Here is a 20,237-nt window from a genome sequence, read left to right as displayed (position 1 = left end):
GGCTGCTTAACCGAAGCAACTTAAGAGCTGTTTATGACCGAAACCTGCATCCCGATCATGAAGGGCCTACCTTCATCTCTTGTAAAGCATCAGTTGTTTAATTGCTTAAACCTTCTGTTCGTGTCGCCTAATACCCAGGGTTCTGGGTTAAATTAGGATTTGCAGTAATCTGCTCTTCAGGAATTGGATAAACACCCCTAAATGCTTCTGTAGTACTTGTTTTAAAGGACCATGTTTCTGTAAAATATGTTCCAAAACGAATCATATCCCTTCTTCGGTGTCCTTCCCACAAAAACTCTCTGGCTCGTTCATCCTCAATATCTTGTAATGTTAAACTGCCAAGGGGTGTTGCATTACTGCGGGCCCTTACTTGGTTCACTAAATCTAATGCAATACTTGGTGTTGTATTGCCATCTCTAAATAAAGCCTCCGCTTTTATTAATAATATTTCTGCATAACGCATCAAAACTAAATCGTTATCTGCATTAAACCCAGAGAACGATGCTCCAATGGGCGTATATTTTAGTACTTTATACCCTTCATTATCGGCGGCACTTACTAAATCCTGAACAGGAATAATATCTAATTGTGTACCATCTGGGTACGTTAGTGGTGTAACACCATCTAAATAATATTGTGGTCCATATTCTATTAACAGCTTACGATTATCTTCATCCTCATATCTGTTAAGTGCTTCTGGCAATGTACTAAATCCATTAGCTGGTGTAAATGGCAAGTTATACTTTAATTTGTCTGGTGCATGATTGGTATATAGTATAAATTGATTGTTACCTGCATTTTGCGTGGGGTCTATAGAAAATGATGCTATCAACTCAACAGAATTTTGTTGTTTCGGTGATGTGAAACTATCCACTAGATCGGGTTCTAAATCATAGGCATTTGTAGCTATAATTTCATTACACATAGAAACGGCATCAGACCATCTAGGTGTTCCTGTATACACTTCAGCATTTAAATACAATGAAGCTAATGCTCCTTGTATGGCCTCTTTTGTAAATCGAGGATAGTAGCTGCTTTTATTCACCGAATTAATAGAGGGCAGATCTTGAATGGCTGCTAACATTTCTGTTTCGATAAAATTGAACACCTCGGTTCTTGGGCTTGTGGTAGGTAAATTGTTAGGATCTATTCTGGCTACCGTAACTATAGGCACATTGCCCCATAGGTCCATAGCAAAAAAGTATCCATAGGCTCTTAAAGCTCTTACTTCGGCAATCAACTCTTTTAGGTTATCACTGTTAGGTGATGCTTGTAAGCTCTCTAAAACTGCATTGGATATACCTATCTCTTGAAAAAGCGACCTCCAAGCTCTGTTTACATCTGCATTCACAGCTGTTGTAGCATGTTCAATGATATTGATAACGTTAATATCGTACCATCCACCACTTGCTCTTCCTGGAATAACAAATTCGTCAGTTCCATATTCTTGTAATCGCCACGGGCGGTCAATACTGGACACACTAGATAATGCTGAATATACCCCAACTACAGAAGAAAGGGCTTCTTCCTCGGTATTATAATAGGTGTCTGGCGATAAACTTCCAAAGGTTTCTTCATCTAAATTTGTACACCCTGATAGGCACAATGCGAAAACGGATAAAGTAACTATTAATTTTATTTTATATGTATTCATAATTTCTTCCTATTTAAATTGATTGATTATTAAAACGACACGTTAAGTCCTAGACTAACGGTTTTAGCTTTTGGATAAGCTAAATAATCGACTCCTAGCGGTGCTATACCTGTACCAGACACATCTGAATTTACTTCGGGATCCAAACCTGAATAACCTGTTATCAATAATAAATTCTGGCCTGTAATATATACTCTGGCACTGGATATTGCAGAGAAATTTTCTAGATTGAAATTGTAACCTAAGGTAATATTGTCTAATCTTAAAAATGAGCCATCTTCGATCCATCTAGATGAAAACTGTTTTGGCTGACTTCTTAAAACACCACTGGTAAGGGCTTCTTTAAATACATTTCGCCCTGGCAAGTTACTTAGGTATCCCAGATTATTGGCCGTTAGGTTAAACACATCGTTTCCAACAGATCCCCTAAAATTAAACCCTAAGGTAAATCGCTTATAAGTAAATGAGTTACTAAAACCAAAGGTGAAATCTGGTTGCGCAGACCCTATTACTTTTTCTTCTGAATCTATAATTTCTACACCGTTCTCAATACCTTGAAATTCTCTACCATAAAAGGTTCCTACGGCTAAACCAGGACGTATTAATTGTGCAAAAATACCTGCTGTTAACCCTTGCCCTTGTAGTGGTGCTATTTTAATATCATTACCTTGGTATTGTTCGTTAGAAAGGCTTAAAACCTTATTTCTGTTTCTACTTAAATTAAAAGAAGAACTCCATGAAAAATCATTTTTATCGATGATATCTGCAGAAATTTCCAATTCAATCCCTTTGTTTTCTACACTACCTACGTTTGCTAATTGCGTACTTACTGCTGTTGGTGATGGCACTGGGATACGTAATAATAAATCGGTTGTTTTTTTATGGTAATAATCAATACTACCTCTTATCTTACCATCTAATATCCCATAATCTATACCTACATTGAATTGCGAGGTTTGCTCCCATTGTAAATCTGGATTGGCATATTGCTGTGGCAATACCGTTGTAATTCTTTGTCCGCCTACAATATATCCTGTAGTTGTTGCCCCTAAAGTTGTAATGGAATTTAGGTTCCCTATTTCCTGGTTACCAGTAACCCCATAACTGGTTCTAATTTTTAAATCGGAAATGGTATTCGATTTAAAGAAATCCATGTTAGAAACTCTCCATGCCAATGATCCTGAAGGGAAAACACCCCACTTGTTCCCCGAACCAAATCTACTAGAGCCATCACGTCTTACGGTAGCTGTAGCTAATATTTTATCATCAAAGTTATAATTAACTCGACCATACATAGATATTAAGGTATTGCTACCTTTAAAGGTAGATACGTTGCTTATGGTACTGGCTGCTTGTAAGCTATACCATTTAAATTCATCTGATAAAAACCCAGAAGCAACATTACGCAAGCCTTCATTAACAAAATACTGCCATGAATACCCTGCAATAGCATCCATACTATGCTTGCCAAATGTTTGGTTGTACCTTAAAATAGTTTCCAATAGTTTACTGTAATCCTGTAGTTTTTGAACGCTGGCATAACCACCCATCCCTTCTCCTAAAGGATTTGTTTTACTTATATAAGAATTCCTATTAATGGTTTGGTTTGTATAGCCTAAGTTTACATTAACGCTTAAAGGCTCAATAATTTTGTATGTTGTGGATAAGTTTCCTAAAAACCGATTGTTGGTAACCTCATCTATCACATCTTTTGCAAAGGACACCGGATTTATTCTATAAGGTGGTACATGGTTGTAGTTACCATCTGTATCATAAATGGGATAGGTTGGGTTGAATACATAAGACTCATAATTAATACTGGTTCCCGCTTCACTACCCACGGTATTTGATACTGGTGAATTGTTTGAAAATGTACTACCATAATTAACTCTTAAGTCTAAAGTTAATCTATCGTCTAAAGCAGAATGGTTTACATTAATTCTGGAATTAGATCGTTCTAGTTTAGACCCATTTAAAACTCCTTCTTGATCACCATACCCTAAAGATGCTCTATAGGTAGTCTTCCCTGTTCCACCAGAAAATGATAAGTTATAATCTTGTGTATAAGCTGTTTTATAAATTTCATCTTGCCAATTGGTGTTTGCCCCTAAATCGGAATAGGTTAACCCTAAATCGTCATTGATTTGTCGGTATTCATCAGCAGAAAGCACGTCCAGTTTATTGGCTACTGTTGATACACCGCCTGTAACATCTAAGGTGACTTTTAAATTACCCGAACTTCCTTTTTTAGTGGTAATAACAATTACCCCATTAGCACCTCTAGACCCATATATGGCTGTAGATGAAGCGTCTTTTAAAACCGTTATCGATTCTATATCGTTCGGGTTAATGGTCATTAAAGGGTTGGTTGGTTCCTGATCGAAGAAGTCGGTACCATTCCCTCTAATATTTGCCGAACTTACACCCGCTGTTGTAGAAATGGGAATACCATCAATAACATACAGGGGATCGTTTACACCCGTTAGCGAAGTACCTCCACGAACTCTAACGGTGTTGGACCCACCTGGTTTACCACTATTTTGTGCTATTACAACCCCCGCCATTTTACCTTGCATGGCTTGTTGGGCACTTAGTTGCGGCCCTTTATTAAAGTCTTCAGACTTCATGGAAGATACCGATCCTGTTAGATCTTTTTGCCTTTGTGAACCATAGCCCACAACAACAACTTCATCAAGTTTAGCTACATCTTCTTTTAAAACAACATTAACGGTTGTTTGGTTTCCAACAGCAATTTCTTGGGTAAAGAAGCCCAGATATGAAAATACCAAAATGGCGTTATCCTCTTTAACCTCAATGCTGTACTTTCCATCAAAATCTGTTTGGGTTCCTACAGTGGTACCTTTTACAAGAATGTTTACCCCGGGTAGTGGCTGTCCGTTAAAATCTGTTACCGTTCCTGAAATCTGTTGGCTTTGTACGGGTTGCTCTTCAACCACCGGTGGTTCTTCTACAACTACAATTTTGTTATTACGGGTAAAGTTAAAATTAAACCCTCTACCTGCCAGACTGTCTTCTAAAAGCTTGTTTATTTTAATTTTCCCTTTCTTTAAATGTACTTTTGGTAAGTCTTTAAACAGGTCTTCTTGATAAATAAACGTGTACTTAGTTTGTTCTCTTAATAAATCAAAAATTTCGTCAACTGTTACAATCTTATCTTTATCAATTGTTATTTCAGAGTTTTGAGAAAATATTTCACTTGGAGAAAGACTAAAAACGGTTGAACAAAATAAGAGTATAATAGTTCTCATAATAATTAGCTTCACTTTTTTCTTAGAAAAGAAAAAAGGGTTAGTAAATTTAATTTCCATAAATTTGCGTATTAGTTGGTTATACATTTAGTTAATCGATTAATAATTTAAAGGGGGATAAAGCGTGTTACTGTCCAGGTATTGACTTTGTTCCCTTTCTTAATTCTATTATTTTATAATAATTTGTTTGGCTTTTATTTCATAGGCATTAATAAATTTTGTGTTAACAATAGTATTTAATATATCTTCTATATTATCATTTTTACTCAGCACCCCGTTAAATTTAATTTTTTCCAGTTCGGGATCTGTAAACATAATTTCGGCATCGTACCAACGGGACAACACGTCCATAATTTCTTTTAAGGATTTACTTTTAAAGCTAAAAATACCTTTGCGCCAAGATGTTTCACTATAAACATCTATTTGTTTTATACTTATGTTATTGGCTTTTATATCGAGTTTAGATTGCTGACTTGGCAGTAAATGTTCCTTAAAACTATCATTACTTACCGCTACTTTACCTTCTACCAAAGTTGTAAGAATTGCATTCTCACCTTTATAGGCCTTAATATTAAACTCGGTTCCTAATACTTCAACTTCTTGGTTTTGGTTTAACACCTTAAAATTAGAACCTTTGTGGTCTGTACTAGGTGATACATCAAAATAGGCTTCACCATACAACAATTCTACAACACGCTCTTGGCCATCTACAAATGCTGTTGGGTATTTTAATTTGGTTTCGGAGTTGAGCCATACTTCCGTGCCATCGGATAGTTTAATAAAGTATTGACCGCCTCTTGGAATGGTTAAATAGTTATAGGCTATTTCTGGTTTACTTTTTGACGTTTTGTATATAAGCTCCTTGCCATTACTTTCTATATTATCAGACACGTATTGTTGGCCTTTTTCTAAGGCTACGGTTGTCCCATCTTCTAAAGTAAGTATGGCTTTATCGGTTCCTGTCTCAATGCTGTTTTTGTTTGTTTCAACTAGGGCCGGCTTTGTTTCTACAACCTGACTTTTATTGAACGCAATACCTAAAGCGACTAATAGTACCACAGAAGCAGCTACGGCATATGGCCAATAGTGTTTCTTTGGCTTTGATGCTTTTAAATTACGTTGAATATGCAACCACGCTTTTTCTACATCTATATCGGTTAAATCTTTTTTATAGCTCGCTTTAACCGCATTAAAATAGTCTCTATGCCTGCTTGATTCCTGGTACCATTCAGAAAAAATAATTTCTTCTTCTGAAGTAAGCTTATTATTAAGCTTTTTTATAATTAGTTTAAATTCCATTCTTGCACCTTTTCTGCTTATATACTCTTAAGACAACTTAAAAACAAAAACGGGTGACAAAAAAAGAAGATATCTATAAAAAAGTGTGTAAAAAAATGTCAAGTTCTAAATAATAGAGGTGCATTATTGCGTAATTTGTAATAGCAATACCATTAAGCTTACCAAGTCTATAATCCTGATCTTGGCTCTTTTAAGTTGGGTTTTAACGGTATTGATGGAGATATCGAGTTCGCTAGCTATTTCTGCATATTTGTAATTATGCAGAAATTTTAATTTTACAATTTGTTGCATTTTATCGGGTAGGGTATCTACAACATTTAAAATTTGATTGTAAACCACCTGGTCATTCTTTTCATCATTTGTATCAAAAGGATTGTCTATAACTAAACTCGTGTTAAGCTCTTTAAGCTCACATCTATTGGTGATTTTTATGGATTTCAAGTAATTGATACACCTGTTGCGAACCATGGCATACATATAGCTTTTTAAAGATCTTTCTATGTTTAGCGTATGGGCATGTTCCCAAACATAAATAAATATCTCCTGTACAATGTCTTCGCTGGCATCTTGACTAAAAAGATAACCATTGGCATATTGCACAAAATCTTTGTAATACTTATCAAAAAACGTTTTAAATGCTTTTTGATTTTGTTTACATATTTCCTGTAAAACAAGATCTTTCATTAGTAGTTAGGCCCTCCAATTACCTTTACCTATAACTTTGGTAATTGGCACTGCCCTAATGTTTAGTTAGTTTAGTTTGTTGTATATATTCTTAAAAACAGCCCCCTGATTTTATGAATTGATGGGCAAAAATTATAAATTAAAAACCGAAAACGCAAATTTAAATATTTTAAGAGGCTGTTTTTATGGCTTTCAAATTGAGAATATTATTGCTCTTTAATGTAAAAATCTGCAAATCTGACTTGTTCGTCCCTTAGGCTTGAAATATCTTGTAAACTTCTGTATATACCCCACTTGGGACGTAAAAACATCGCATCGGTTTTCCACATTCTAAATACATTCTTGTTATACGTTAAAAGGACTTTGCTACTAACTAAGCTAATTATTTTAACTTGGTAATGCCCTTGGTTGTTGTCTCCATAAGTTATTTGTTCTTGAACTTCCACCCAAACACCTCTAAAATCATCCAAAGGCACACTTATTAAATCTTCCTGAGTGCTGTGGGATGCATACCTTATAACGAATGCATCAACTTTTGATTTTCTCAAAGTAAAGGTAATGATGGGCATTGCTGCTTTGGGACCACCTACAGCTTTAATTTGGTGAATGTGAGTGAATTTTTTTGAGGATTGAAATCTATCATCCAGTTTAAATTTCCACTTATAAACAACGGTTTCTCCTTGTACCCCTAAAAGACTGTCTGGCGATTGCTTATATGTTTTTATCTCGGTACGCTGTCTATCGAATTTTTTGCAACGGTCATTGTCTTCATTAACATGGGCATGAAAAACAAAAACGTGCTTTTTTAGGATGTCGTCCCATACTTCGGTAATGTGTAGGATGGGCACAATCGGGTGTTTCTAAAACATTATAAGATGGTGCCAGTACAGCATTAATGGTTTGATAAGTATTCCCTGTACCATTGGCTTTTAAGACCGTTTGTGCATTTGTCATTACGCTTCCAGCCAACAAGCCTGCACTAATTATAGTCCTTAGCCTTATCATTTATTTAATAATTAACTTTTGTATGTGCATACCCATATCCGTTTTTATTTGCACTAAGTATAACCCCGTGGCTAGAGCTGATATATCTATTGATGATGCTACACCATTATCTAGTTCCATGAGCTGTTTTCCAGTAATTGTATATATTGCAATGGATTCTATTTTTTGGGTCTCCGATTGCAAATGAAAAATTTCTGATGCCGGATTTGGCACTATTTTTATACCAGTTGTCAATTCATTTTCTATAATGGCCAATGAACTATCTTCATCGGCATAAGGACCAACATCATCAATACCTATAGGTTCATAGACTATAGAGGCTGTGCTGTAATGATCGGCACCAACACTACTAAGAATTGGTCTGGTTTGACCTTCTATGTCTTTATCTATACTAACAGAAATTGCTCCACTCTCTTTTTGTGGGGTATTGCTTGTAGCTTTCCAAATAGACCCTGTTAATGCTAAATTAGGGTTTTCTATAGAAATCTCATCACTTATAAAGATTTAAACGCAATACAACTGGTGGGTTGGTGTATGATATGGAGGAAGACGACGCCCTGCAAGAAAAAATAAAGAAAGTGAGTGCTTTGGTGGACACCCTTCCTCCTAAATGTCGGGAAGTTCTTTTATTGAGCAAGCGGGACGGGTACAAAAACCGGGAGATTGCCGAGCTTTTAAAAATTTCTATCAAAACCGTGGAAAAGCATTTGAAAACAGCCTACGAAAAAATCCGTAAGGCTTATAATGTGGATGATGATTTGGTATTGTTTCTGGCTTTGAATGACCAAAGTAATCCACATAACTAACTGTAAATTACATAATTAACTTTATCTACCCCAGTATTACCTGAAGCACTATCGTAAGCGTAAATTATAATCTCATAATCCCCGGGGGATTCAATGGTCAATCGTGCCTCAAACAAATTGGTTGAAACAAACTTTAACGGTATTTCATCAAGCTTTTTACCGTTTAATTTAACAATTGCTTTGACTTCCATTTTTTCAGAATCCCAAATCCCATTTTTATTAATGGTACAGCCACACATCATAACAATGTTGGCTCTTAGTTGAAGGTGGCTATTCTCCAATGCAGCCATTGGAATATATTGATGGGTTCTGGGGTCTAAAATATCAACAATAAACCCAGGTATTTTAATAATAACACCATCACCCAGAATATGTTTTCCCGGAATTAACCACAATTCTGTTTTAGCATTTACCCTAGCCTGCTTATTGCTTATAGGGGAGTAAACTTCAATGGAGATAAACAATGGTTCATCAATGTCAATACTAGCCGTGAATTTTGCTGTATCTTGATTTGAAATATCCATACCTCTTTTTCTTTGAACGTTCATGATCAAATCGGTATCTCCCGTTGAACCTTCTGTTTTCCCTTGAGATAAAATGGCTCCTGTAAGTGCATTTTTAATTACAACATAGGCTCCTCCTAAAGAGGAACCTATGAATTTAGCATCCTTTGCCTTTACTCTTACTACAAGCTGGGTTTCAATAGCATGAGAGAACACGCCGGTAAAAACCAGTAAAAAAAACAGCCATTTAATTTTGGAGCTTAGGTTAATTGATATCATAAGAATTTAAACGTTTAACAATATTGACCATTCTTTTATAGATCATTCCAATGGCTGTCCGCTTGCGTCCAAAGACCCGCTCTTTATTACAACCAACCTATCCAAATCAATATATTTAGATATTGCCGAGTTAACTTGCTTTAGCGTTACAGCTTCAAGATCCTTAGGGTATTGGTCTATATAGCTTGGGTCTAAACCGCGTTCCATAAAACTTAAAATGGTATTGGCCAATCCTCCCGTTGTGGCCATGCCCACCTTAAAACTTCCTGTTAAATTCGCCTTATAAGTGGCCAGTTCTTGTTCGGTAACGCCATTTTCTACCCAGTCTTTTATTTCAACCATGGTGGCATCTAAGCCTTTCTGAAATAAAGTCGGATTAAATGTTGCTACAACACGCCAAAAACCACCTACTTTGGAATGGCCTGAATGGCTGGAATAAATTCCATACGTTAAGCCGTCCCTGTCTCTTACGGTTTGCATTAATCGTCCTGAAAAACCACGCCCCAAAATACTTGTTCCTATATAAAAAGGCATATAGTCCTTGTCGTTTATTTCTAGCCCGGTATACTGCCCTATATACATATTGGCACTGGGCTTTTGAGGTATGGTAACCACTTTTGTTTCTGCTTTTGTCTTCTTTACTTCAGGAAAAGTAGCTTTACTGGTTACGCCACCTTTCCATCCCTTAAAGGCACTGCCTATGGATGCATAAAGTTGTTTTAAATCTACATCCCCTACCGCTACCAAGCGCATCCCCGAAGGTCCAAAATACGCTTTGTGAAACGTTTTCAAATCTTCTAAACCTATAGCTTCTATATTATCAATAGACGCTTGTATGTCCGGTTGGTAATTGGGGTGCCCTTCAGGATACAAGGCCTGTGATAGCGCAATAGATCCTTGGGTTCCCGGATCGGTCAAACCCTGTTTTAAACTATTGATTCTTTGGGTTTTTAATAGTTCAAATTCTTTGGGATCGAACAACGGGTACCTAAGCTCTTCTGCCAGCAGTTCCACAACCTCGTTTAAATCTTTCTTTAATGCCTTAAAATGTATATCAATGGTAAAAGTTGATGCTTCCACTCTTAAAGTTACACCTAGCTTCTCTAATTTTTCGGAAAAACTAAACTTATCGTTTCTGGTAGTTCCCTTATCTAACATTTGGGTCGTTAAACTTGGAATTTCATTGTTTTTATTAACAGACAAAAATCCTTCTATTGGTAAACTTGCCGTTACCGTAACAAAATCTTTAGCTCCGGTTTTAACAGAGACCACATCTATACCTGCTACTTGCTTTCTTTCAAATTCCCTGTCTTTATCTTTAAATTCAACCGGTTCGTAACCTACAGAATAATCTTCTGAAATCCCTAAAATTTCTTGACCATTAAAGTCTTTGGAATTTGGATTCCTAAAATAATACTTATCATCATCAGGTGTTAATGGCGAAGACTTCATAGCACTATCTCCATTACTTCCTGGTATTTCCGGAATAAAATACCCCGTGGTACTTTGATCTTCTTTTAAATACGTTTTGGCCACACGTAGTACATCATCTGCTGTTACTTTGCTCAAGCGCATCGCTCCATTAATATAATCTTTCCAATCGCCTCCCGCGATGGCCTCATTAAGTTGGCTGGCAATACTGGCCGAACCGTCTCTGGACAAAATCGTTTTTGCATTTAAATTTGAAACCACTCGATCCACATCAGCTTGTAAAACCCCATTTTTCTTGATTTTCTCCACCATAGACAACAGTTCTTGGTTCATTTTCTCATGGGATTGGTTTGGAGCAAACCCTAAAGTTATGGTAAATAGGCCCACTTCTTTAAACTCCGAAGCGCTGGCATAACCATATAATGCCATCCCTGTATCGACAAATGTCTTACTAATGATAGAGGATGTCCCTCTTCCAATAATTTGGCTTAAAACATTTAATGCCGGTAAATCTTCATGCAACATGCCCGGTATTTTATAACCAATGGTAACTATGGCTTGCTGGCCCGGCTTTCTTACGGTGATCCGCCTTGGCCCCAATTGTTCGGGTTCCTCTGTGTAGGGTTGGGGCATATTATGAGGGGCTTTTGTAATTTTCCCAAAATACCTGTCCACCAGTTTAAACAAATTCTCTTTGTTGAAGTCTCCTATAATGGTTAAATACGCATTATTTGGCCAATAGTATGTGTTATAAAATTCCCGTAAAGTTTCAATTGGCATGTTCTCAATATCGGAACGCCAACCTATAGTGCTATGGTGGTATGGATGCGCCATATATGCCGTAGCCCACATTTCTTTGGTCAACAACCTGTTGGGATTGTTCTCACCGCGCTCAAATTCATTTCTCACGACCGTCATTTCTGCTTCTTTATCTTCCTCTAGCAATAAAGAATTCCGCATTCTATCGGCCTCTATATGAAGGGCTATTTCTATTTTATCACTGGGTATCGTTTCATAATAATTAGTTCTATCATTCCAGGTCGTTGCATTCATGTTGGCACCTACACCTTGTAAAACAGAAAAAATAGAAGTTCCTTTACTTTTATTAAACGTGGGGGTTCCTTTAAAATTTAAATGCTCAAGTAAATGGGTAGAGCCCGTATTGCCCGGAACTTCGTGTTTTGACCCTACCTGGTAAACCACTTGCACCGTAACTACCGGGGCTGTATTATCTTGTACGAGCAATAGCTTCAATCCATTGGGCTCATATAGATATTCCTCTATTTGTTCTAGGCTTTGGACCTTTTTGAATTTGGAAACATGGTCTTGGCCGTTGGATATCTGTGCAGACAACAGTATTACCAAAAATGCAATACTTATATTTATTTGATTTTTTATATTCATTACTTATAACGTTAAATTAAATGATTTGATGTTAGGGGGCAAACATTGATTTATATCGCATGTTTGATAGTATAACCCTACCTCCAATTTTCCTGTAGCACCTTGTTCTACCTCAAAGTATCGTATAAATACCAGCTCACCATTATAAACAAAAATGCCTTCCTCGTAAGGATAAGGTGTTGGTAACTGCCAATCTGTTATGGGCGTTACTCCTTTGGGCAACTGGAGTTGCAATTCATATTGTATGTAAGGCTGTGTTGAAGGTACAAGCGCATAAATGTGCCACCCATGTAAAATAGAAGCCTTTACAATAACTGCCAATTGTGTTTTAGCTTTATTATAAACTGTTGTAGCATTCACATTAACGGGATCCAATATATCCGGCAACAAGACCTTGAATTCCTTAGACACTTTGTCAACCTGTTGATTAAAATCTGCCTCCTTTTCAGTCTGAGAAAAACCAGTTTTTGATATAAAAATGAAACAAGCCAACATTAAATAACACTTTAATAATCTCATTTTGTTGTATCGATTAACCATTTATAGCCTCCAGATTCTGTAAAAAATAGTCTGTGTTTATTGGTACTATGCCATTGTTCCCATTCTGTCTGAGATTGTTCTATACCGGTATAGCGTTTTAATACTGTTGCTGCCACACCAGATAGGTTAGCGTCGTTTAATAACGGAATAACGGTTTCAAAAAATGCTACCGTATCATTACCAACCCCTATGGTCTTGAGGTCTTCATCAATTTTTAAAGCATAAAATCCATCGGGTTCAGAATACATATAGGTTCTGTTCTCTCTCAAGAAGGTTTTTAAAAGCTCTACATTATCTAAGTATTCGGGTTTAAAAAAATCCCTAGCGCTTTGCTGTACGTACTGCTCCCAACTGGGGATAGTCATAGGTCGGGACTGAGCTTTTAAGATGGCTTCTTCCATTTCAGTTAGCTGTTCTCCTTTTGCTTTTTTTTCTTTAAGTTCCTTGACTGTTTTTTCTCTTTGGATATTAAGATCCTTGTAGTATTGAACCGTTTGTTCAAATGATTCTTTATTAAGTCGCCCTATAATATTGTCTATATAATCTTTGGTTGCGATACGGTCGTTATATTTTCTTGCAATGGGTTTTTGCCCCTTAAATTGTTTTATGTAAAGAATGGCATTGGCAAATACCTGTTTTGCTTCATCGGTCATATAATCCGGTGACCCCGAAAAGCCCCACATAAAGAAATTTCCATGCCGACCAATAGCAACGGCACCAACATCTTTGGTGTTTACACCACTGGATATGTATTCAGTATCTGGAGAATCTAAAAAGCCTTCGCCTCTGGCAACCATACCTACCCTGTAACCATTGCCTTCTTTATAACCCTCCTTTTGCACACGCCACATAGGAATCTGTTTGGGCACGTCCTTACCTGAGGGATAATGGAAAATACCATCCGGGGTAGGTTTTTCCGTAAGAGTCAATGCTACGGGAAATGGCCTCTTAAAAATGGGGTGCTCTGTTTTAATATGATGGGCATCAGCATCCAGACACAAGCATAGCCAGTCCAATTTAGAACCGATACTTTGCCCCATTACCGGAGCTGTATGTCCTATAAAAATAGTGGCATGGTCAAAATCCTCGATTAAATATTTAGCAGGTTCATAATTCATTTTACCGTCTACCATTTCTCTAACCTGTGGTTTCCAGGGTTCAATAACCTGATCAAAAATAGTAACATCATAATCTGCTGACATTTCCGGCTTATACACTCTAGCATCTACAGTTCTTACATGGCTAAAATATGTTTCGAGATAGTTTTTAAACTCGGGCATCCTTGTTTTATAGTCTTCCTTAAAACGTTCCGGGCTCATCCCACCAGTAACACTTGATCTATCCTGAAAATTTTCAGGCAAAGGTTTATTAGGTTCAAAACCCACAAACAGAATTTTTAATTCTTGCTTTGGAGCCGATTGTGCTAAAGCCTTTGTACCCAATAACATCACTGCTGTAACCATTAGCACAGTAAGGTTACGGATTGCTTTTTGTGTATTTTTGTTATGTGTCATATGTTTTATGTTTTTGCGTTTTTCTTAAAACCCGAATAGTTCTTCCATTTTTTTGTCCAGCTCATCCGCATGCAGATTTTTTGCCAGAATCGTACCATTCTCATCCAACAAATATGTGGTTGGTAAAAATGGTACAGCATATAACGTACTCGTATCTGCCGGAAACCCGGGACGGTTAAAAGTGTCTATCACATGAATCCATGTGGTTTGGTCTTCTTTAATAGCTTTTTTCCACGCCTCATGGTTAGAGTCTGTAGATATGGCTACCACCTCAAACCCTTTATCTTTGTATTTTTCGTATACTTTCTTTAAATGTGGGTAAGATGCTCTACAAGGCTTGCACCAAGATGCCCAAAAATCCAACAGCACATATTTCCCTTTGGTTTCAGATAATGAAAAATCATTACCTTCGGGAGTTTTCAGGGTAAATTCCGGGGCTATAGACCCCGGACTTGTACGCTTTATGGCTTTGTATTCATCATCAAAATACCTATACATACTAGTGTTTTTGGCATCCCCGGAAAATGTGCCCATCAATTTGTCCATGTCACTTACATTCAAGCTTCTTTCAGAGAACATAAAGCCTAAAACTTGAGGACTTACTGCAGAGCCGGGATGTGCATTTACAAATGCCAACTTTGATTTTAAGATTTCTGATGAATACTCGTTAGACAACGGCTCGAGTTTACCCAAAGCTTCATACAATGCCTTGCTTTTTTCCCTATCACGTGCTTGCTGCGCCTCATTATATGCCTTATGCAAACGATTCAATTCTGCATATTTGTCTTGATTCCTGATGGCTTTTTCCTTAGCTTGTTGTTCAGCAAACAACTCATTTAGCCTCGAACCCGTAATGGTCGCAGTCATTCCTTCGAAACTTTCTTTTGCTAATGAAGCATCCGCAGTAATCTGTATGTCGGCATTTTCCAAAAACAGTCTAACAACATGATCCCCCTTTTGCAAAAACACCTGATCCGGTGTATCTGTATGCCCTTTAAATACAAATTCCCCGTTTGTAATGGTTGTACTATCCAATGTTTGGGTTGTTCTGCTAAGTACATCGTTTTTCTTAAGGTAAATTATCCCGTCATCAACACCTTTAATAGTTCCGTTAATAGTATAAGCTTCCGATGCTGAAACAGGGCTTGATTTTTTTTCTGACTTACAACCCCACAACAATAATAAAGCTGTAAAAACTGTAATTATTTTCTGTATTTTCATGATTTACTTTAGTTATTATTTAGTATCTCAGCAAGTTTCTCATGCAACATGGCACCTCTTAGGTTTTTGGCAATAATCTTACCCTCGGGACTAACTAATAAGGTTTGTGGAATGGCTCTTATGCCGAAATACGTTGAAATTTCATTTTCAAAACCCTTTAAATCTGAAATCTGTGTCCACGGTAATTGATCTTTTTCAATGGCCTCTTTCCACTTATCCGCTTTATCATCCAGAGACACGCCCAGCACGGTAAAGTTTTGGTCTTTATAATTATTATAGGCCTTTAACACATTGGGGTTTTCTGCTCTACATGGACCGCACCAGCTGGCCCAAAAATCAATAAATACATATTTTCCTTTATAAGAAGCTAAACTCACAGGATTCCCGTCAACATCATTTTGAACAAAATCCGGTATTTCAGATCCTATAGCACTTCGTTTAATAACGTTTATCCGCTCAGATAGCTTTTTACCCGCTTTGGTTTTTAATACTTTAGTATCTAGAAGCTCATAAAAAGGCAATACATCTTCGTAATTACCCACAATCGTTTTATCGGATACCAAATTCAAACTAAAAAAGCTTTCAGGGTGTTCCGCAACGTATTTTTTAGCTTCCTGGTCTCTCTGTGCTCTTAAATTTTCAATTTTATTTTCAATAGCCAGTTTATCCGTTGTGGAAGCAACGTGCAGTTCCTGGTAGGCATTATTCAATGCATCCGAAATATCTTTTATTGAGGCGTTATAAGCCATAACTTCATCCTGAAGGGCCGATCCTGAAACTTTAAATGATTGGTAGTCGCCAACTGTTCCCTCTATAGTTAAGCTTCCGGGTTCAGCAAAAAAATCGAAATAGCCCTTATCAAACATGAGGTATACCTTTTGGGGTTCGTCCATGTGAGCGTTCCAGGTAAATGCTCCCTTAACAGGCTGTATGGTATCTCTAACCGGCGCTCCATCTTTTTCATAAGAGATTACAAACGTTTTGTCTTCACTACCTGTTAAATTCCCTTTTAGAGAAACGTTTTGTGCCACTATGGAATTTGCAGTTAATAAAAGTGCTGTTACATACGTACTTAATTTTAAAATTTTCATGAGCTATTATTGATGTTAATTATTAAAAATCTCTGCTAATTTTTTATCCATATCTGCATCGGTTCCGCCGCCGCCGCCATAGCGACCAATTACAATACCCTGAGGGTCGATTAAAATTTTAGTTGGAAGCGTAGAAATATTATAGTCCCTGCTTACACCATCGTCTAATAACTTAAAGCCGCCATTAGATCGATCTACTTTCATCCCTCTAAGTACATGGCGCCATACACCTATCCCGTCTTCTTTTATGGCTTTTCGCCAAGCATCGGGGTTATTGTCATCGTCTGACACTCCAAGGATCTCTAATCCTTTGGATTTGTATTTGGCATATACATCCAACAGGTGTGGATTGCCTTTTCTACAGGGCACACACCACGATGCCCAAAAATCTATTAAAAGGTATTGTCCTTTAAAATCTGCCAACTTAATAGGTTCGCCATTAATATCAATGGTACTAAAGTCGCCTGCCGGGGCTCCGGGTATGCCTTTAGACATATCTTCAATATTTTTTTCTATACGTTCTGCCTGATTCCCTTTTTTAAACGCAGCGGGAAACTTATTATAGATGTCCCGGGCTTCTTTTTGTGTAAATTGCTTTAAACTGAATAATAAGTTTGTATAACTTATATAGGATTCCGGATTATTAATAATAAAGCTTTTTGAAAATGCATTAACCTCATCGTAATAAGGTTCTAAAGCCGCTCTTAAATCGTTGTCTTTCCATTTTAGTTCCTTTTTTTCTGCTTCGGTAGTAGCCTGTGCTATTTGTTCTCTATTGGCTTCAAAAGCTGCAAATTGGGCGCTGTATTTGTCTTTTATAGCGGCTCTTTCAGATTCAAGACGGTAATAGTCGTCCATGGTTTTAGAACCGGTAAGTTTAGCGTCTCTTAGGTTGTTTACATCCACATTAAGTTCCATAGCGGTTGGCTCCAAATACAAGGTAATATAAGGATCTTTGGTTGTTCTTACTTCTGTTTGTGTAGATAGGTATACTGTTTTTACAGGCTCGTCTATGCCTCCCCTATACCTAAACTGGCCAGCTTCTACTTTTAACGTATCTATGCTTTGAGTTCCTTGACTAAGCGAAATAAAATAAAGGTTTCCTGACTCCATACCAGTAACATGACCAATCATACTATATTCATTATCTCCTAAGGGGACTTCTTTGTCCTTACAAGCAACTATTAATAGGGTTAAGGCTAAAATTTTTAAATATTTCATGAGTTTATGTTTAATTATTGTTTAATCCATTTATAGAGGTAATATTGGTGGTAATGTTCCAGCTACCGGCATTGAATAACTCAAACTCAATATATTCTTGGTTTATATACACCTTTGCCTTAAAAGGATAGGTTACCCCTAAAAGTTCTATGTAATCGCGGGTCTTGATCTCATTGCTGTAATTCCCATAATGAAGCACAATATTGGCACCGGGATTTCTAACATTGTTTTGATTTTCCTTAATGTAAAACCGAATACTTTGGGTACCGGATTTTGCCGAAACTATAGTGTACGACGACACATTTGGAGATTTGTCTAACTTTTTATAGGCTGTCTCGTACATACCTATGTAATCATCTTTTTTCCAAAAGCCTTTCTGCACCGTACCTGTAGCTTTTGTAAAGACGCCTTCCCCATGTTTCTTACCTTTATTAAATTCTCCCTCATACACATCACCATTTCCAAAAGTGTAAACACCTTTCCCGTCAGGATATCCTTTTTTAAAATTACCGGTATAGGTATCTATACCTATGGCAGTACCATGCCCATCTGCTTTACCTTTTTTACATGTGCCTTTGTAACTTTTATTAATAGTTTTTAAAAGCACCTTGCAATCTTGGGCGTACAAAGAAGAGGTAACACCTATTAAAACAAGTACTATATAAATCTTTAAAGTTTTTATAATGGCCATATACGTATCATTAGATATTTAAAAGTTAATGTCCCACTTTAGCTGATATCAAATTTTACAGTGGGAAAAAAATAACCCTTGAACTTTTTAATGCAAAGTCCAAGGGTTTATTAAGGAGTTTAGTTATAGGTAGGATTTTGATCTACAATATTCTGTCCCGCATCAATAGATGCTGCTGGGATAGGCATAATAAACTTATCGGGGTTAGTAGCCGTAGCCTTAACATCAGATACTTGAAAACCGGTACCAAATCCATCGGCATAATCGTAACGTACCAGATCGTACCATTCCTCGCCCATTTCGGTGGCTAGTTCCATGATTTTTTCAATACGAACGGCTTCCAAAAACTCATCATAGGAGATGGTGTTTGGATAGGTTTCAAAACCATCACCTCCTGTAGTGGTAGCTCCTGCTCTTGTTCTAATCGCATTTAAAGCTGCTAAAGCATCAGTAGATACTGCATTAGTGGCTCTGGCATCAGCCTCGGCATAGATTAAATACACCTCTGCCATACGTAAATGGTAGCAAGTTTCGTATAAAAATACCGAACGTTGTTTATACTTAAAATTACCATTTAAGCCCGGTATAACTCCTGTTCCCTGTTGCATAAAGGCCACTCTGGGGCCATCGTAATTAATTTCTTGTCCACTAATAGTTACTGTACCGGTCTCACCCATTTCATAATAATCATTTGAAACATTTGCAAACAAACCATCCCAAAAATTACCGTTACCAATACCTTCATCCAAATCGGCATACACATTAAAGAGTGATTCCACCGAATTTAAATAATCGGTTGTTCCGGTATGATCAAAAAGCGCATCAAAGGTAGGTGCCAATCCAAAATTAGAGCCTGAATCGTCCATAACCTCTTTGGCCAAAATTGCTGCTTGTCCATACTCGCCCATATACAACAACACTTTTGCTTTTAAGGCTTTTGCAAAGGTTTTACTGGCATAATATTTATAACGTAGGTCGGGTGCCTCTACCATGGCATCATCCAAATCGCTAAGGATGGCATCATAACACTCTGCAACCGTATTTCTGGGTCTGGGGGTAGCCTCTTTTGCAGGTGCTAAATTTAACACAACGCCATAACTAGAGGCTGTATCGTAAAACTGACCGAAGGTACGCAACAAATAAAAATGTCCTAAAGCACGCATGGCTTTGGCTTCACCTATAATTCCGGTTTGTCTGCTTGGGTCATTAAAATCTGATGCTTCCAATTTTTCAGTCCCTTCAATCACCCAGTTAGCCCTGTTTACAAGGGTGTATAAGTTTGTATACATCCCTCTTAAGGAAGATCCATCAGCAACCGGATCGTTATTTAAAAGGCTAATATCTTCTACGCCCGTTGCAAAATAACCTCCAGAATTCACACCACTTAAGGTACTACCTAATATTGTATAGTATGGAAAACCGGCTTCGGTTTGCCTTAAACAAGAGTACATCCCGTCCAATGCCAAATCTGCCGAGATTTGGTCTGAAATAGCACTCTCTGCGGGCAATGAATATAAGGGTTCAAATTCATCCAACTCTTCTGCCAACTGGCAAGATGTTAGCACAAGCATCCATGTTATTAAAACTGTATATATGTATGTTTTTGTTTTCATAATCTTCCTTAA

At 37.2% G+C, this 20,237-nt stretch carries 17 protein-coding genes; 1 reads left to right on the top strand and 16 read right to left on the bottom strand.

Annotated elements, in window-relative coordinates:
• Positions 1–127: 127 nt before the first annotated feature.
• The 7 genes from AC5SR4_RS09925 to AC5SR4_RS09895 form a co-directional block, all read right to left on the bottom strand.
• Entirely contained in the window at positions 128–1,654 is a 1,527-nt protein-coding gene (locus AC5SR4_RS09925; RefSeq protein WP_495356093.1) for a RagB/SusD family nutrient uptake outer membrane protein, read from the bottom strand.
• Between the two features lie 29 nt (positions 1,655–1,683).
• Positions 1,684–4,923, bottom strand: coding sequence for a SusC/RagA family TonB-linked outer membrane protein (locus AC5SR4_RS09920; RefSeq protein ID WP_495356092.1), 3,240 nt, complete (start codon positions 4,921–4,923; stop codon positions 1,684–1,686).
• 168 nt (positions 4,924–5,091) lie between these two features.
• Positions 5,092–6,222, bottom strand: coding sequence for a FecR family protein (locus AC5SR4_RS09915; protein ID WP_495356091.1), 1,131 nt, complete (start codon positions 6,220–6,222; stop codon positions 5,092–5,094).
• Between the two features lie 123 nt (positions 6,223–6,345).
• Positions 6,346–6,906: an RNA polymerase sigma-70 factor gene (locus AC5SR4_RS09910; RefSeq protein WP_495356090.1), complete on the bottom strand. Its 561-nt coding sequence runs from the start codon at positions 6,904–6,906 to the stop codon at positions 6,346–6,348.
• A 206-nt stretch (positions 6,907–7,112) separates the two neighbouring features.
• Positions 7,113–7,754: a heparin lyase I family protein gene (locus tag AC5SR4_RS09905; protein WP_495356089.1), complete on the bottom strand. Its 642-nt coding sequence runs from the start codon at positions 7,752–7,754 to the stop codon at positions 7,113–7,115.
• Positions 7,678–7,911 carry a hypothetical protein gene (locus AC5SR4_RS09900; RefSeq protein ID WP_495356088.1) on the bottom strand — a complete coding sequence of 78 codons (234 nt, stop codon included), beginning with the start codon at positions 7,909–7,911 and terminating at the stop codon, positions 7,678–7,680. The genes AC5SR4_RS09905 and AC5SR4_RS09900 overlap by 77 nt, the downstream gene beginning before the upstream one ends.
• Complete coding sequence (locus tag AC5SR4_RS09895) at positions 7,912–8,166, bottom strand: T9SS type A sorting domain-containing protein (RefSeq protein ID WP_495356087.1); 255 nt, start codon at positions 8,164–8,166, stop codon at positions 7,912–7,914.
• 284 nt (positions 8,167–8,450) lie between these two features.
• On the opposite strand from AC5SR4_RS09895, the gene AC5SR4_RS09890 reads away from it, so the two are divergent.
• Positions 8,451–8,717 (top strand): sigma-70 family RNA polymerase sigma factor, encoded by a 267-nt coding sequence (locus AC5SR4_RS09890; RefSeq protein WP_495356086.1) that lies wholly within the window; start codon positions 8,451–8,453, stop codon positions 8,715–8,717.
• Here the strand turns inward: AC5SR4_RS09890 and AC5SR4_RS09885 are convergent.
• The 9 genes from AC5SR4_RS09885 to AC5SR4_RS09845 form a co-directional block, all read right to left on the bottom strand.
• Positions 8,714–9,499, bottom strand: a complete 786-nt coding sequence (locus AC5SR4_RS09885) for a hypothetical protein (RefSeq protein ID WP_495356085.1) — start codon at positions 9,497–9,499, stop codon at positions 8,714–8,716. The genes AC5SR4_RS09890 and AC5SR4_RS09885 overlap by 4 nt on opposite strands.
• Positions 9,500–9,541: 42 nt before the next feature.
• Positions 9,542–12,334 (bottom strand): M16 family metallopeptidase, encoded by a 2,793-nt coding sequence (locus tag AC5SR4_RS09880; RefSeq protein WP_495356084.1) that lies wholly within the window; start codon positions 12,332–12,334, stop codon positions 9,542–9,544.
• Positions 12,335–12,337: 3 nt separating this feature from the next.
• On the bottom strand, positions 12,338–12,853 hold the full coding sequence (locus AC5SR4_RS09875; protein WP_495356083.1) for a protein-disulfide reductase DsbD domain-containing protein: 516 nt from the start codon (positions 12,851–12,853) through the stop codon (positions 12,338–12,340).
• Positions 12,850–14,388 (bottom strand): hypothetical protein, encoded by a 1,539-nt coding sequence (locus AC5SR4_RS09870; protein ID WP_495356082.1) that lies wholly within the window; start codon positions 14,386–14,388, stop codon positions 12,850–12,852. Before AC5SR4_RS09870 ends, AC5SR4_RS09875 begins: the two co-directional genes overlap by 4 nt.
• 24 nt (positions 14,389–14,412) lie before the next feature.
• Entirely contained in the window at positions 14,413–15,609 is a 1,197-nt protein-coding gene (locus AC5SR4_RS09865; protein WP_495356081.1) for a redoxin family protein, read from the bottom strand.
• An 8-nt stretch (positions 15,610–15,617) separates the two neighbouring features.
• The gene (locus tag AC5SR4_RS09860; RefSeq protein WP_495356080.1) at positions 15,618–16,700 is read right to left on the bottom strand and encodes a redoxin domain-containing protein; all 1,083 of its coding nucleotides are present in this window, start codon (positions 16,698–16,700) and stop codon (positions 15,618–15,620) included.
• A 15-nt stretch (positions 16,701–16,715) separates the two neighbouring features.
• The gene (locus AC5SR4_RS09855; RefSeq protein WP_495356079.1) at positions 16,716–17,921 is read right to left on the bottom strand and encodes a TlpA disulfide reductase family protein; all 1,206 of its coding nucleotides are present in this window, start codon (positions 17,919–17,921) and stop codon (positions 16,716–16,718) included.
• A gap of 10 nt (positions 17,922–17,931) precedes the next feature.
• Positions 17,932–18,612 (bottom strand): hypothetical protein, encoded by a 681-nt coding sequence (locus tag AC5SR4_RS09850; protein ID WP_495356078.1) that lies wholly within the window; start codon positions 18,610–18,612, stop codon positions 17,932–17,934.
• A gap of 119 nt (positions 18,613–18,731) precedes the next feature.
• Positions 18,732–20,225: a RagB/SusD family nutrient uptake outer membrane protein gene (locus AC5SR4_RS09845; protein ID WP_495356077.1), complete on the bottom strand. Its 1,494-nt coding sequence runs from the start codon at positions 20,223–20,225 to the stop codon at positions 18,732–18,734.
• Between the last annotated feature and the right edge of the window lie 12 nt (positions 20,226–20,237).

It is taken from the genome of Aestuariibaculum scopimerae (assembly GCF_059428085.1).
This window is presented reverse-complemented; position numbering and strand designations above follow the sequence as displayed.